The following is a 13,656-nucleotide window of genomic DNA, read 5'->3' on the forward strand; positions in this document are numbered from 1 at the left end:
GTGGGGGCTCAGTGCTCGTGGATGACGACGCCGCGGATGTTGCGTCCCGCGTGCATGTCGGCGACGGCCTCGTTGATCTCGTCGAGCTTGTAGCGGCGGGTCACGAGCTCGTCGAGCTTGAGCGTGCCGTCCTTGTACATCTGCAGCAGCTGGGGGATGTCGGCGGTCGGGTTGCAGTTGCCGTACATGACGCCCTGGAAGTGCTTGGCGAAGTTGGTGAAGTCCTGCGGGTTGATCGCGATGCCCTCGTCGGACTGACCGACCGAGACGAGCACGCACGTGCCGGACTTGCCGACCGCGCGGAACGCGTCGCCGATGATGTTGCCGTCGACGCGGCCGACCGTGATGATCGCGACGTTGACGCCCTGGCCGTTGGTCAGGTGGTCGATGCGCGACTGCGCCTCGGGGATGGACGCGTACGTCTCGGTCGCGCCGAAGACCGCGGCCTGGTCGTGCTTGGCCACGACGGGCTCGATCACGATGATGTGGTCGGCGCCCGCGTGCTTGGCACCCTGCACCGCGTTGGCACCGACGCCGCCGAGACCCAGGACGAGCACGACGTCGCCGGGCTTGACGCCACCGTTGACGGCCGCACCGAATCCGGTCGCCACGCCGCACGAGGCGAGGCAGGCCAGCTCGAACGGGATGTCCTCGGGCAGCTTGACCGTCTGCATCTCGTGGCACACGAGGTAGTTCGAGAAGGTGCCCAGGCGCGTGACGCCACCGACCGCGTTGCCGTCGGCGTCGTGGAAGCGCGCGGTGCCGTCCATGCCCATGCCGGTCTCCATGCCGGCACCGTTGTTGCAGATGTACTGCATGCCGCGGGCGCAGTACTCGCACTGGCCGCAGGCCGGGATGAACAGCGTCGAGACGTGGTCGCCGACCTTGACCTTGGTGACCTTCGAGCCGACGGCCTCGACGATGCCGGCGCCCTCGTGGCCACCGACCATCGGCAGGTCGACCGCGATGTCGCCGGTCACGAAGTGGTCGTCGGAGTGGCACAGGCCACTGGCCATGACCTTGATGCGGACCTCGTTGTCACCGGGCTCCTGGAGGTCGAGCTCCTGGACCTTCCACTCCTCGTTGAGACGGTGGATGACGGCTGCGCGTGTCTTCATGGTGTTGCCTTTCATGAGTGGTCTGGGGGGTCTTGCTAGGCCGCGACGTCGGGCCGTACGTCGGCTCGACGACGGCGTTCGCCGCGGCTCTTGACGAGCTTGGACAAGATGACGGCGATGACGAGCGCGCCGCCGTAGAAGAGCTGCTGGACGTACTGCTGGGCGCCCATGAGCTGGAGGCCGGTGATGCCGGTGACCAGGAAGTACACGGCGATCAGGGTTCCCCAGGGGTTGAAGCGCCCGATCTTGAGCACCGTCGAGCCGAGGAAGCAGGCCGCGAACGCGGGCAGCATGAACGCCTGGCCCGACGTGGGGTCGGCGCTGGCGGTCGTGCCGGCGTAGATGACACCGGCGACGCCGGCGACACCGCCGGAGATGATCATCGACGTCCAGCGCAGGCCCGAGACGTTGACGCCGTTGAGGCGCGCGACGTCGCGGCTCTGACCGGCGAACAGCAGTCGCTGCCCGAACGCGGTGTGGTCGAAGACGTACCAGACGACCAGGCACAGGGCGAGCGCGTAGTAGAAGTCGAGCGGGATCGACAAGAACGGCTGCGTCAGCATCGTGTCGGACAGCTGGCGGTCGACACCGGTGATCGTCACCGAGTTCGAGATCCAGTAGATGATGCCCTGCACGACGGTGCCGATGCCGAGCGTCACGATGAACGGGTCGATGTCGAACCGCGTGATGACGAAGCCGTTGACGACGCCCACGAACATGCTCGCGACGATCGCCGCGATGACCGCGGTCCAGATGTTCCAGCCCTCGTTGACGTTGAGCACCGCCACGACGACGGCCGACAGGTTGAGGGTCGAGGCGACCGACAGGTCGTAGTCGCCCGCACGCAGCGGGACGATGAGACCCAGTGCGAGGACCAGCAGCACGGCCTGCGAGCCGAGCATGTTGGAGATGTTGGCCGAGGTCGGGAACGTGTCCGGCTGGAGCAGCGCGAACACGAGGAACAGCACCGCCCAGACACCGAGGAGGGCGAACCTCTCGGGCTCGGAGGCGCGCTTGCGGCCGCTGCGCTTGGACTTCTTGGTGGCCGGCGATGCCGGCGTGGTCGTGGTCATGACGCTTCCTCTGCATAGACGGCGGACGCGAGGGCGTCCTTGGTGATGTCGTCCCCGTGGAGCTCGGCCCGGACGCGGCCCTGGTCGAGCACGATCACGCGGTCGGCCATCTCGACGAGCTGCTCGTAGTCGGACGTGGCGCACAGGACCGTCATGCCCTCCGCGACCGCGGCCCGGATGAGCTTGAAGATCTCGCGGCGGGCGCCGATGTCGACGCCCTGGGTCGGCTCGCTCAGGAGCATGACGCTGGGCGACGTGTCCATCCACTTGCCCAGCAGCGCCTTCTGCTGGTTGCCACCGCTCAGGTGCCCGAACTGGGCATCCGGGTTGGGCGGCACGACGTTGAGCCGGTCGCAGGCCTCCTGCGCCTGCACCGCGAGGGCCTTCCAGTCCACGGCGAAGCCCTTCGCACGATCGGTCAGGAAGGGCAGCGACATGTTCTCCTTGACCGTCAGGCCGAGCACGCCGCCCTGGCCCTTGCGGTCCGCGGGGATGAGGATGACGCCGCGGCGCATCGACCCGATCGGCTTCGGCCGGGTCACGGCCTCGCCGTTCTGGCGGATCTCGCCGGCGCGGGCACGCCGCGCCCCGTAGAGGAGCTCGGGGAGCTCCTCGAAGCCGGAACCGGCCAGCCCGGTGATGCCGACGACCTCACCCGCGTACAGATCCAGGTCCAGGTCGTCGATGCGGTTCCCGGTCAGCCCACGAGCCGACAGCAGCGGGGGCCGGTCGTCACGGATGACGGCGGCGCCCTTCGCCACGTGCTCGTCGCGCGCACCCAGGATGAGCTGCACCAGGTCGTCGCGGGTCGCACCTGCGGTTGCGCGGGTGCCGGCGGTCTCGCCGTTGCGGAAGACCGTCACCCGGTCGGTGACCTGCAGGATCTCGTCGAGGTCGTGGCTGACAAGCAGCACGGCATCGCCGTTGGCCCGCAGGCGGGCCAGCAGGTCGAACAGCAGCCCGACCTCGTGCCTCGGCAGGAACACCGTCGGCTCGTCGAGGACGAGGATCTGTCCCTGACGGTTTGTGTCGTTGCTCCGCTCCTGGCCACCCACCGCGCGGACCACGGCCACCATGGCGCGCTGGACCGGCGTCAGCATGTCGATCGTCGCGTCGACGTCGACGCCCACCTCGAAGCGCTCGATGAGGTCGTTGACGCGACGGCGCTCGGCCGCCCAGTCGACCCGGCGCAGGGAGCGGGCGTCGCCGAAGGCGTCAAGGGCCATGTGCTCCAGGACCGTGCCGGCCGGAGCCAGTCCCAGGTCCTGGTGCACGAAGCCCATGCCCTCGTCCCGCAGTCCGCGCGGCCCGAAGGGGCTGCGCAGCTCACGGCCGTGGATGCTGACCTGCCCGCCGTCGGCGTCGTGGAAGCCGGCCAGCACCTTGATCATGGTGGACTTGCCGCTGCCGTTGGCGCCCAGGAGTCCGTGCACCTCACCGGGACGGACGTCGATGTCCACGCCACGCAGGGCGGGCACGCCGTTGAAGGCCTTCTGAAGGTTCGTGACCCGGAGCAGCGGGGCGGGCGTTGCCGCCCCGCTGCTCTCGACGGTCGAGCTTGGATTGGTCATGGGCTACTTGAGGCCCCACAGCTTGAGGAACGCGTCCGGGTACTCGTTGCCGAATCCCTTGCCGCTCTGCGGCGGGTTGCCGGTCTCGCCGACGTTGGACGCATCGATCAGACGCAGCGGTCCGGTCTCGCCCTTGATCGGGTCCTCGCCGAGCATCGCGCGGAACGCGACGTCGATGTTGACGTAGGCGACCCAGTCCGGGTTCTCGGCCACGTTGACCGCGACGGAGCCGTCCTTGACCATCTTCAGGATCGCGGGCGTGCCGTTGAACGTGTAGATCTTGATGTCACGCGTCGGCGCGGCCTGCTTGATGCCGGGAGCCGCGTAGAGCGCCATGTTGTCGTACATCGGCAGGACCGCGTTGATCTTCGGGTCCTTCAGCAGGGCGGACTGCACCTGTCCCTGGATCTGGGTGGACCACTGCGAGACCGGCACGTTGATGACCGTGGCCTTCGAGCCGTCGGGGCCGTCGGACTTCAGGGTCTCCTTCATCGTCTTGACCATGCCGGCGGCCGGTCCGGTCTCGGACGACTGGATGATCAGCGCGTTGACCGGCTGGCCCTCGAGGTTCGCGATCGCGTACTGCGTGAACAGCCGGGCGGCCTGGTTGAACGGCGCGAAGGCCTCGTACTCCAGGCCCGGGGTGCCCTCACCCTCGCTGTCGCTGAGGTGGAGCGGGATCACGGGGATGCCGGCCTTCTTGGCCGCGTCGATCTGCGGGCCGAGGGTCTCCGCGAGCGGGCCGTTCAGCATGATCGCGCCGGCCTTCGCGTTGATGGCCTGCTGGATGCCCTGCTGGAACGACGTCTGCGTGCCGTCGGACGGGAAGGTCACGAACTTGATCCCGGCCTCGGCCGCGACCTTCTTCATGGCCTTCTCGCCGACCGAGTAGAACTCGGCCTTGCTGTCGATCGGGATCGAGTAGATCGTCTTGCCCTTGAGGGACGAGACGTCGATCGGGGCGCCGAGGTCGTCGGAGCTGGGGACGGCCTTGGCCTCCTCGACCTTGGTCTTGGCGGCCTCGGCCTTGGCGGAGTCGCCAGCGCCTCCGGATCCGCTGTCGGACGAGCCGCCGCAGGCTCCGAGCACGAGCAGCGCGGCCACGCCGGCCGCTACTGCCGAGATCTTCTTGGTCTTCATCAGTACTCCAATGTGTGGGGGTGGGGCAGGTGATGTGCTTCGGTGCGCCTGAAGGGACCGCTATCGGTTCGCGAGAGAGGGATCTTCGACCAGGTCGTCGTAGATCCGGGCGATCGATCGACGCTGGAACATCTCGACGAGGGAGTCGGGGTAGCCGACGTACTCGTCCGTGTCGACGTGGATGTTGTCCTCGAACCGGATCTCGTCGCACGCCTGATCACGGGTGTGGCCTGCCGCGATCGCGGAGGCGACCTGCGACACGACCTCGCGACCGAGCGCGCGGTAGTGGTCGACCACCGCGCGGTCGGCGACGTCGCCGTGTCCGGGAACCAGGTACTCGAAGTCGTGCTCCGCGACGGCGTCGATCGCGTCGAACCAGTTCGCGAGGCGCGAGTCCTGGAACGACGGGAGGCCGGCCTCGCACACGATGTCACCGGTGAAGATGACCGCGTCCTGGGGGAACCAGGCGAGCAGGCTGTTGGCGGTGTGGCCCGGGCGGAACGTCAGCTCGAGGCTCGCGCCGGGGACGTGGAGGTCGAGCTCCTCGCTGAACACGACGTTCGGGACGCGGACGGAGTAGTCGTCGACGAGCGCGACCGCGTCGGGGTCGATGCGCGCGAAGAGGTCCCGCAGGTACTCGTCGGTGGGGGCGTCGGTCAGCAGCCGCTCGCGGGTGCCGCGGTGCGCGACGACGTCGCCGCCCATCCAGAAGTTGCCGATCGTGTGGTCGGGGTGGTGGTCGGTGTTGACGATGAACCGGGTCTCACCGAACGCCGAGACGGTCTTGTTCCACTGCATCGCGTCGGTCGGACGGTGCGGTGAGTCGACGAGGATCAGCTGCTCGTCGCCGACGATGATCGAGTTGTTGCTGCCGAGGTGGGCGGTCTCGACGTGGACGCGGGACGTGATCTGCTGAAGGGTCATGCGGGGTCCTCCTGGTTGGGCATCGACGGTCCACCGAGGAAGCCGACGAGGTTCTCGAGGCGCAGGGGCGCGAACACCTCGACGAAGGCGGCCTCGCCGTCGATGCTGTGACCGCCGTGGACCGCGCCGCGGGGCACGATCGCGACGTCGCCGGCGCGGAGCGTCATGTCGGTGCCGTCGATCGTGAAGGCGATCTCGCCGCTCAGCATCACGATGGCCTGCTCGGCGTCCTCGTGCGTGTGCGGCGGCAGCTCGGTCGGGTGGACCCAGCGGATGTGGTTGACGCCCATCTCGCGGCCGGCGGCTGCCCGCCGGAAGTTGTTGGGCAGCCCCTCGACCTCGGGCAGCTGATCCCACGCGGTGACGTACATGCGTCCTGCTTCCGTCGGCGAACTATGACCCGGATCACGCTATATTCGTCAACTGCAAACTGTCAACAGTTTTCAGTAAACGTTATGTTACGACAAAGGTCACGCCGTGGGATGCCAACGACCCCGCCGATGAACCGCGGGGGCGGTCCGGTCGACGGGGTCGCGGCGACATCTCCTGCGGGGGACAGGAGGTGCCGGCTCTAGGCGCCCGGCACGCCCTGCAGGTGGTAGACGTGCGAGGTCGCGGAGTCGTGCCGCAGGCCGACGACGGCCTGGTAGTCGGCCGAGTCGTAGAACTCCGTCACCCGGTCGAGGCTCTCGAACTCGACGAGGACGAGCCGCTCGAACTCGCGACCACCCTCGCGGACCACGAGCTCGCCGTTCGCGGCGAACGCGTGGGCGAGCAGGCGCGCCCCGTACTTCTCCAGCACGGGACCGCTGCGCTCGACGTACTGCTCGTACGTCTCGTGGTCACGAACCGTGACCTCCGCGACGATGTAGCCCGCGCCCTGGCCCGACGTCATGACGCGATCGTCTCGAGCGAGCCGATCAGGTCCGCCGTGGTCGACACGTCGGCGTACTTCTGCCCCATGTCGAACAGGTTGACCTCGTGCACCAGCGGGCTGCGGTCGTAGACCGCGTCCGACGGCACGGCGACCTTGTAGTTGTACGAGAACGCGTCCACCGCGCTGCCGCGGACGCATCCGGACGTCGAGCAGCCGGTCACGACGAGCGAGTCGACGCCGGCCTGGACGAGGTAGCTCAGCAGCGGGGTGCCGAAGAACGCGCTCGGGTGCCGCTTGGGCAGCAGGATCTCGCCCTCCAGCGGTGCGATGTCCGGGTGGAACTCGTAGCCCTTGTCGGGGATGTCCATGATCCCGGGCACCTTGGCGCCCAGGGCGCCGGCGTCGAACGCCTTCTTCGGCGCGACGTAGGGGTACAGCACGGGCCAGCCCTTGGCGCGGAACAGCGTGAGGAGCTGGGAGATGTTCGCGACCGCGTCCCAGGCGACCTCGCCGCAGCTCGTCGTGAACTCCTCGAGCGCCTCGTCGAACGGCACCGGCTGGGTGCCGGTCGTCCGGTACTGCACGTCGATGATGAGCAGCGCAGGGCGCTTCCCGAGGCCCACCGGTCGGCCGAAGCCGGCGGCGTCGTAGCGCTCCTTGGTCAGGTCGTCGATGATCTCGCTCATGAGGGCTCTCCTTCGTGCTCTGCCGCGGCCAGCGCCACTGCGCCGCTGTGCTCGCGGCGCAGGTAACGGCCGGTCGTGGTCTCGGCCAGCTGGCCGTCGCGCAGGGCGAACTGGCCCCGCACGATCGTGTGGACGATGCTGAGGGGCACCTCGGTGCCCTCCCAGGGGGTGTAGTCGGCGCCCGAGTGCTGGGTGGCCGCGTTGATGACGTAGCTGCCGTCCAGGTCGACGACCGCCAGGTCGGCGTCGGAGCCCACCCGGATCGTGCCCTTCTGCGGGTACATGCCGAAGAGCTTCGCCGAGCGGGTCGACGTCGCGTCGACGAGCCGCTCGAGCGGGACGCCGCGACGCAGGCCCTCGCTGAGGGTCAGGGGCAGGACGCCGCCGGTGCCGGGGAAGCCGGCCGACGCGCTCCACACGTCCTTCTCCTTGAAGGAGCGGTGACGCGCGTTGTGGTCCGAACCGACCGTGTCGACCTTGCCCTCGGCCAGGGCGACCCAGAGCGCCTCGAGGTCGTCACGCTCGCGGATCGGGGGGTTGACCTTGCCGTACGTCCCGCAGTCCGCGTCGGTCGTGAGGGTCAGGTACTGGGTGCACGTCTCGATGAAGAGGTTCTCGTACGACCGGCGCTGGCGCTCCATGGCCTCCAGCGCGAGCCGGCTGCTCGTGTGCACCGCGTAGACCGATGCGCCGGTGATCTGTGCCATGTACGCCACGCGCTGGACGGCCTCGGCCTCGACGAACGAGGGGCGGGACTGGTTCCAGGCACTGAGCGGTCCGCGCGACTCGTCGATCGGCCGGTTCTTGAGCTTCCACACCAGCTCGATGTTCTCGGGGTGCGGGTTGATCATCGCGCCGTTGTCGGCGGCCATGCCGAGCACGTCGTACATGTAGCCGTCGTCGTTGCCCGGCAGGCCCAGGTACGCGCCCTCCTCGCCCTTGAAGTTCATGAAGAACTTGAAGCTCGAGATGCCGAACTCGCGCATGTACGCGGGGATGTCGTGCACGTGGTCGTCGGTGCCGACGCAGATGTGGAAGCCGAAGTCGACGTAGGAGTCGGCCTCCATCACGGCCTGCGCGCCCGGGACCACGGTCTCGTAGGGCTCGCCGCTCATCAGGTAGACGAGCATCGAGGTGATGCCTCCGGCCGCCGCGGACGCCGTCTCCAGACGGGCGTCGTCCGGGTCCTTCGGCACGCGGATGTCCTTGCCGAGGTGCACGTGCGGGTCGATCGCGCCGGGCAGCACGAGCTTGCCGTCCAGCTGGACGACCTCGCGCGCCTGGGCGTCCGAGTCCCGCGAGACGATGCCCGAGACGAGCCCGTCGTTGATGAGCAGGTCGACGTCCTCGAGGCCCGAGCCGTGCAGGAAGACCCGTCCGCCGGCCAGGCGGGTGTCGTGAACCGTCATGCCATGTCTCCTGTCGTGACGTCCGCCGCGTAGCGTCGGTCGAGCTCGTCGAACTCGGGCTTGCGCACGAGCGCCTGGCGGTCCGCCCAGGTGATCATGAGATCGCCGGCGTCCTTGGTGTCGCCGTGCTCGGCCAGGTGGTCCATGACCTGGCGCATGCCTGCGACGGCGCCGCGCATCGCGGCGTTCGCGTAGAGGGCGACGGAGAAGCCGAGCTCGCCCAGCTCGTCGCGCGTCATGAGCGGGGTGAGTCCACCCTCGACCATGTTGGCCATGTGGAGTCCCGGCACGTTGCGGATGATGTAGTCCATCTGCTCGCGGGTCCGGGGGGCCTCGACGAACAGGACGTCTGCGCCGGCCTCGGCGTAGGCCGCGGCGCGGTCGCACGCGGCCTCGAGCCCCTCGGTCGACAAAGCGTCCGTGCGCGCGATGACCAGCAGGTCGTCGTCGAGTCGCGCGTCCACCGCGGCTCGGACCTTGCCCACCATCTCGTCCTGCGAGATGACGCCCTTGCCCGCGAAGTGGCCGCACTTCTTGGGGCTGACCTGGTCCTCGAGCTGGATCGCCGCGGCGCCCGCTCGCTCGAGCTGTCGTACGGTGCGCTGCACGTTGAGGGCGTTGCCGAAGCCGGTGTCCGCGTCGACCACCAGCGGGATGGAGACGGCGTCCGCCATGGCCGCCACGTGGCCGACGAGCTCGCTGACCGACAGCAGGCCGAGGTCCGGCATCCCGAGGTAGGTGTTCGTCAGTCCTGCTCCCGAGACGTAGACCGCCTCGAAGCCGGCCTGCTCGATCACGCGAGCGGTGAGCGCGTTGGGAGCTCCGGGCAGGAGCATCGGCCCGCCCTCCCGGCTGATCAGCTCACGCAGCCGTTGCGGTGTCGTCATGGTGTGATTCCCCTTCGGGACTAGTCGTCGAAGCCGAGCGCAGCAAGGGCGCTGCGCCTGGCGCGGTCAAGGTGTTCGTTCACGAGGCGGGCTGCCTCGTCGGGTGAGCGCGACTGCAGAGCAGCCACGATGTCTGCGTGCTCGCCGAGTGCCTCCTTGGCGCGCACGGGCGCCTTGGCGGACATGGAGCGGGCCAGGACGATCTGGGCCTGGGTCTCGAGGGCCGCGCGTTCGAGGGTCGCGTTGCCGGAGAGTCCCAGGAGGCGGCGGTGGAAGTCGCGGTCCGCGGGATAGCGGCCGTCGGCCTCGGACGACATCGCCTCGGCGGTCTCGGAGACGAATGCGTCCAGCTCGGCGATCTGCTCGTCGGTCGCGCGCCGGCACACGAGGCGCGCGGCGTACATCTCGAACGCCGAGCGCATGTCGTAGAGCTCGTCGAGCTCGCGCGGCTCGAACGTGCGGACGAAGGCACCGCGATGACTGACCATCGTGAGCAGTCCCTCGCCGGCGAGGTGCTGGATCGCCTCGCGCAGCGGACCCCGGCTGATGCCGAGCGAGGAGGCCAGTGCGACCTCGTTGAGGCGTTCGCCCGGGGCGACCGTCCCCGACAGGATCATCTCGCGGATCAGGGTCTCGGTGCGGTGGGAGAAGGTCGCGTCGCGGCTCAGCTCAGTCCCGGTGACATCACTCACTGGAGTTCCTCACGGTTGTGGGCAGGTTTCGCAGACAGTCTGACTGATTCTCGCCGCCGGGCACGCTGCCCGGACATCTCGCGCCATCTCATTGTGCGGCCGCGCTCTGTCAACTGTCAACAGTTTACGAGAAGACGTGTGACCAAGAACTCCCCGACCGGCGGGGAGCCCGGTGCCGGGCCGCTAGGACAGGGCGAGGTCGACGGCGGCCTCGACGTGCAGCGCCGTCGTGGGGAAGACCGGCACCTCGAGGTCGGCCGCGCCGATCAGCAGCTCGATCTCGGTGCAGCCCAGGATGATGCCCTCGGCGCCGCGAGCCACGAGGCGGTCGGTCGCGGCGAGGTAGAAGGCCTTCGACTCCGCGGTCATGACGTCGTGGCACAGCTCGTCGTAGACGATCGCGCTGATGCGGGTCCGATCGTCCTCGGGCGGCACCAGCACCTCGATGCCGTGGGTCGCCACCCGGTCGACGTAGAACGACTGCTCCATCGTGAACGCCGTCCCGAGCAGCCCGACCCGGCATAGGCCGGCCGTGCCGATCGCCTCCGCAGTGGTGTCGGCGATGTGGACGAACGGGACCGTGATCGCCGACTCGATCTCGGCGGCCACGTGGTGCATCGTGTTGGTGCACAGGACGACGAGATCGGCTCCGGCCGCCTCCAACCGGCGTCCCGCAGCCGCGAGGTGGTCGGCCACCAGGTCCCAGCGGTCCGCGAGCTTGAGCCGCTCGATGTCCGCGAAGTCGACCGACTCCAGCAGGATCCGCGCCGAGTGCAGCCCGCCCAGCCGAGCCGCGACGGACTCGTTCATCAGGCGGTAGTACTCGACCGTGCTGACCCAGCTCATCCCGCCGATCAGGCCGATGGTCCTCACGGGTCCATCACCGGGGTGATGACCAGACGGGCCGGACCGCCGCGCTCGATGACCACGATCGCGTTCTGCCCGTACGCCGTCGCGAGCTCGACCGCCTCGCGCTCACCGAGGTCGAGGGCGAAGAAGCCGTGCTCGGGCTCCCACTCCGGGTCGTAGCCCACGCCGATGTGCGGCAGGATCACGCAGCCGATCTCGCTGAGGTCGGCCTCCATGCGGTCGTTGGCCTCGTCGTTGCTGTCCTGGTCGAGCGGCTCGCTGCGGGGGTTCCAGGCGGTGATGAACACTCCGCCGGCCGAGCCGTAGTCGGCCAGGACCGCGTCGATCTCCGCCGACGTCTCACCGATGCCGACCGTCGCGCGGGCCGTGCCGAGATCGTCCAGCACGACGTACCGGGTGCGCTCGTACTCGCGCATCAGGTCGGTGGCCATCAGCCGACCAGGTCCATCACGAGGTCGCGCAGGATCCCGAAGCCGTTCTGGGTCAGGATCGACTCGGCGTGGAACTGGACGCCGCGGTAGTGCGGGCCCGAGACCAGGTGGACGTCGCCCGTCGCCGGATCGGTCTCGACCGAGACGCCCTCGGGCAGGCCGGACTCCGGCACCCGCGCGACGAACGTGTTGTAGAAGCCGACCGTCTCCTCGCGACCGCGCACGACCAGACGGCTCTGCGTCCCCTGGAAGACGATGTCCTTGAAGACCAGGTCGAGGCCGATCTGGTGGCTCAGGGTCTGGTGCCCGAGGCACACCGCGAGGAACGGACGCTCGGCCGCGAGCAGGTCGGAGACGACCCCGTGCAGCGCCGCCATCTTGGGATCCGTGACGTCGCGGGGGTCGCCGGGGCCGGGACCCACGACCACGAGGTCGTAGCCGTCCAGCGCGCCCGGCTCGCGGAGCGCGGGAGCGTCGTGACGGATGATGTCGGTAGACATGCCCAGCACGCCGAACACGTGGGAGAGCATGTTGACGAAGTCGTCCTCGCCGTCGACGACGACGACCCGCTTGCCGGTCAGCGACGGCACCGGAGCGGCCCCCGACTGGTCGGTGAGCCAGAACTGGCTGAGCCGCTGGTTGCGCGAGCCGAGGGCGATGATGACCTCGTCCTCGCGGGTGAACGCGTCGAATCCCTCGACCGGCTCAGGCGCGGACTCGACCAGGCCGAACGCGCTGAGGATGCCCGAGGCCTTGGCCCACGTCTCGGTCGTCTCGTACTCGGCGTCGGAGTCGCGCACGAGCGTCGCCCCCGCGGTGACCTTGAGGTTGCCGTCGAGGTCGACGTCGGCCGTCCGGATGAGGATCGGCGCGTCGGCCATCGGTGCACCGTCGTCGTCGCGGCCGATGAGGGCGGCGACGGAGGCGTAGTAGCCGCGCCCCTCGGGCTCGTACTGCTTGATCAGCCGGCACGCGTTCTCGACCGGGCTGCCGGTGACGGTCGCGGCGAACATCGAGTCGCGCAGCACCTCACGGACGTCGCGATGGGTGCGTCCGGCCAGGAGGTACTCTGTGTGGACCAGGTGCGTCATCGGCTTGAGGTACGGCCCCAGCACGAGCCCGCCCTCGTGGCAGATGTCGCACATCATCTTGAGCTCCTCGTCCACGACCATGAACAGCTCGTAGATCTCCTTCTCGTCCTCGAGGAACTTCAGCAGCTCGCGCTTCTTCTCCGCGTGGGTCTCCAGGCCGCGCATGCGGAACGTGCCGCTGATGGGGTTCATGCGCACCTGACCCGCCTCCAGGCTCACGTGCCGTTCCGGCGACGCACCGATCAGGTAGCGGTCGCCGGTGAAGATGAGGAACGTCCAGAAGGCGCCCCGCTCGCGCTCGAGCAGGCGGCGGAACACGGTCAGCGCCCGCTCGTGCCCCCAGTCGGCGACCTGCGCGCGGTAGTGGCGGCCGATCACCAGGTTGGCTCCCTCGCCCTGGCCGATCTCGTCGTCGATGATCTGGCGGACGATGCCGGCGTACGCCTCGTCGGACGTCTCGAAGCCGCCGCGGTCGGTGAACTCGACCGGGACGTCGGGCAGCAGGGACAACAGCTCCTCGACGGGCACCTCGGCGCTGTGGACGACCTCGATGGCCGAGAGCGGCGTGCCGTCCTGGTGCGCCTCGAAGCCGCGCTCGCGCACCTGCGCGTACGGGACGAGGACGAGGTGGTCCCAGGACCGCTCGACCCCTGCGCGGAGCGGGATGTCGGCCAGCTGCTCCAGGTCGGTGCGCGGCCCGCCGACGAGGGTCACGGTGTCGGAGTCGCGCACGCGGATCAGCGCGAAAGCCGGTTGAGCGAGGAGCTCGTCGAGGGAGGTCATCTCAGTTCCTTCGTGAAAGTCTCGACCGGCGGGGCGAGGGCTGCAGAAACAACGATGCCCAGAGCCGGCCATGAGGCGGTCTGGGCAGAATGTCGACAGGCCAC

At 68.9% G+C, this 13,656-nt stretch carries 14 protein-coding genes; all 14 read right to left on the bottom strand.

What is annotated here, in order from left to right; genetic code table 11:
- Nucleotides 1–8: 8 nt before the first annotated feature.
- Nucleotides 9–1,118 carry a Zn-dependent alcohol dehydrogenase gene (locus C3E78_RS17340; RefSeq protein ID WP_108580544.1) on the bottom strand — a complete coding sequence of 370 codons (1,110 nt, stop codon included), beginning with the start codon at nt 1,116–1,118 and terminating at the stop codon, nt 9–11.
- Between the two features lie 35 nt (nt 1,119–1,153).
- Nucleotides 1,154–2,191, bottom strand: a complete 1,038-nt coding sequence (locus C3E78_RS17345; RefSeq protein WP_108580545.1) for an ABC transporter permease — start codon at nt 2,189–2,191, stop codon at nt 1,154–1,156.
- Nucleotides 2,188–3,762: a sugar ABC transporter ATP-binding protein gene (locus C3E78_RS17350; RefSeq protein WP_108580546.1), complete on the bottom strand. Its 1,575-nt coding sequence runs from the start codon at nt 3,760–3,762 to the stop codon at nt 2,188–2,190. The genes C3E78_RS17345 and C3E78_RS17350 overlap by 4 nt, the downstream gene beginning before the upstream one ends.
- A 3-nt stretch (nt 3,763–3,765) precedes the next feature.
- On the bottom strand, nt 3,766–4,902 hold the full coding sequence (locus tag C3E78_RS17355) for a sugar ABC transporter substrate-binding protein (protein WP_108580547.1): 1,137 nt from the start codon (nt 4,900–4,902) through the stop codon (nt 3,766–3,768).
- Nucleotides 4,903–4,962: 60 nt separating this feature from the next.
- Nucleotides 4,963–5,826, bottom strand: coding sequence for an MBL fold metallo-hydrolase (locus C3E78_RS17360; RefSeq protein ID WP_108580548.1), 864 nt, complete (start codon nt 5,824–5,826; stop codon nt 4,963–4,965).
- Nucleotides 5,823–6,197, bottom strand: a complete 375-nt coding sequence (locus tag C3E78_RS17365) for a cupin domain-containing protein (protein ID WP_108580549.1) — start codon at nt 6,195–6,197, stop codon at nt 5,823–5,825. The genes C3E78_RS17360 and C3E78_RS17365 overlap by 4 nt, the downstream gene beginning before the upstream one ends.
- 200 nt (nt 6,198–6,397) lie before the next feature.
- Complete coding sequence (locus tag C3E78_RS17370) at nt 6,398–6,721, bottom strand: DUF1330 domain-containing protein (RefSeq protein ID WP_108580550.1); 324 nt, start codon at nt 6,719–6,721, stop codon at nt 6,398–6,400.
- The gene (locus tag C3E78_RS17375; RefSeq protein ID WP_108580551.1) at nt 6,718–7,389 is read right to left on the bottom strand and encodes an isochorismatase family protein; all 672 of its coding nucleotides are present in this window, start codon (nt 7,387–7,389) and stop codon (nt 6,718–6,720) included. The genes C3E78_RS17370 and C3E78_RS17375 overlap by 4 nt, the downstream gene beginning before the upstream one ends.
- Nucleotides 7,386–8,798, bottom strand: coding sequence for a dihydroorotase (locus C3E78_RS17380; RefSeq protein ID WP_108580552.1), 1,413 nt, complete (start codon nt 8,796–8,798; stop codon nt 7,386–7,388). The genes C3E78_RS17375 and C3E78_RS17380 overlap by 4 nt, the downstream gene beginning before the upstream one ends.
- Nucleotides 8,795–9,685: an isocitrate lyase/PEP mutase family protein gene (locus C3E78_RS17385; protein ID WP_108580553.1), complete on the bottom strand. Its 891-nt coding sequence runs from the start codon at nt 9,683–9,685 to the stop codon at nt 8,795–8,797. Before C3E78_RS17385 ends, C3E78_RS17380 begins: the two co-directional genes overlap by 4 nt.
- Before the next feature lie 20 nt (nt 9,686–9,705).
- A complete protein-coding gene (locus C3E78_RS17390) occupies nt 9,706–10,377 on the bottom strand; it encodes a GntR family transcriptional regulator (RefSeq protein ID WP_108580554.1) in 672 nt (223 codons plus the stop codon).
- A 183-nt stretch (nt 10,378–10,560) separates the two neighbouring features.
- The gene (locus tag C3E78_RS17395; protein ID WP_108580555.1) at nt 10,561–11,250 is read right to left on the bottom strand and encodes an aspartate/glutamate racemase family protein; all 690 of its coding nucleotides are present in this window, start codon (nt 11,248–11,250) and stop codon (nt 10,561–10,563) included.
- Nucleotides 11,247–11,678, bottom strand: a complete 432-nt coding sequence (locus tag C3E78_RS17400; protein WP_108580556.1) for a DUF3293 domain-containing protein — start codon at nt 11,676–11,678, stop codon at nt 11,247–11,249. The genes C3E78_RS17395 and C3E78_RS17400 overlap by 4 nt, the downstream gene beginning before the upstream one ends.
- Nucleotides 11,678–13,552 (bottom strand): anthranilate synthase family protein, encoded by a 1,875-nt coding sequence (locus C3E78_RS17405; protein WP_108580557.1) that lies wholly within the window; start codon nt 13,550–13,552, stop codon nt 11,678–11,680. The genes C3E78_RS17400 and C3E78_RS17405 overlap by 1 nt, the downstream gene beginning before the upstream one ends.
- Between the last annotated feature and the right edge of the window lie 104 nt (nt 13,553–13,656).

The organism is Aeromicrobium chenweiae, from assembly GCF_003065605.1.
In the GTDB taxonomy this organism is placed as follows: Bacteria; Actinomycetota; Actinomycetes; order Propionibacteriales; family Nocardioidaceae; genus Aeromicrobium; species Aeromicrobium chenweiae.

What these genes read in the sequence shown, in the direction of transcription:
- C3E78_RS17375 (WP_108580551.1), bottom strand. Translation starts at nt 7,389, where the DNA reads ATGAGCGAGATCATCGACGACCTGACCAAGGAGCGCTACGACGCCGCC.
- C3E78_RS17405 (WP_108580557.1), bottom strand. Translation starts at nt 13,552, where the DNA reads ATGACCTCCCTCGACGAGCTCCTCGCTCAACCGGCTTTCGCGCTGATC.
- C3E78_RS17345 (WP_108580545.1), bottom strand. Translation starts at nt 2,191, where the DNA reads ATGACCACGACCACGCCGGCATCGCCGGCCACCAAGAAGTCCAAGCGC.
- C3E78_RS17385 (WP_108580553.1), bottom strand. Translation starts at nt 9,685, where the DNA reads ATGACGACACCGCAACGGCTGCGTGAGCTGATCAGCCGGGAGGGCGGG.
- C3E78_RS17365 (WP_108580549.1), bottom strand. Translation starts at nt 6,197, where the DNA reads ATGTACGTCACCGCGTGGGATCAGCTGCCCGAGGTCGAGGGGCTGCCC.
- C3E78_RS17380 (WP_108580552.1), bottom strand. Translation starts at nt 8,798, where the DNA reads ATGACGGTTCACGACACCCGCCTGGCCGGCGGACGGGTCTTCCTGCAC.
- C3E78_RS17355 (WP_108580547.1), bottom strand. Translation starts at nt 4,902, where the DNA reads ATGAAGACCAAGAAGATCTCGGCAGTAGCGGCCGGCGTGGCCGCGCTG.
- C3E78_RS17350 (WP_108580546.1), bottom strand. Translation starts at nt 3,762, where the DNA reads ATGACCAATCCAAGCTCGACCGTCGAGAGCAGCGGGGCGGCAACGCCC.
- C3E78_RS17370 (WP_108580550.1), bottom strand. Translation starts at nt 6,721, where the DNA reads ATGACGTCGGGCCAGGGCGCGGGCTACATCGTCGCGGAGGTCACGGTT.
- C3E78_RS17360 (WP_108580548.1), bottom strand. Translation starts at nt 5,826, where the DNA reads ATGACCCTTCAGCAGATCACGTCCCGCGTCCACGTCGAGACCGCCCAC.
- C3E78_RS17400 (WP_108580556.1), bottom strand. Translation starts at nt 11,678, where the DNA reads ATGGCCACCGACCTGATGCGCGAGTACGAGCGCACCCGGTACGTCGTG.
- C3E78_RS17340 (WP_108580544.1), bottom strand. Translation starts at nt 1,118, where the DNA reads ATGAAGACACGCGCAGCCGTCATCCACCGTCTCAACGAGGAGTGGAAG.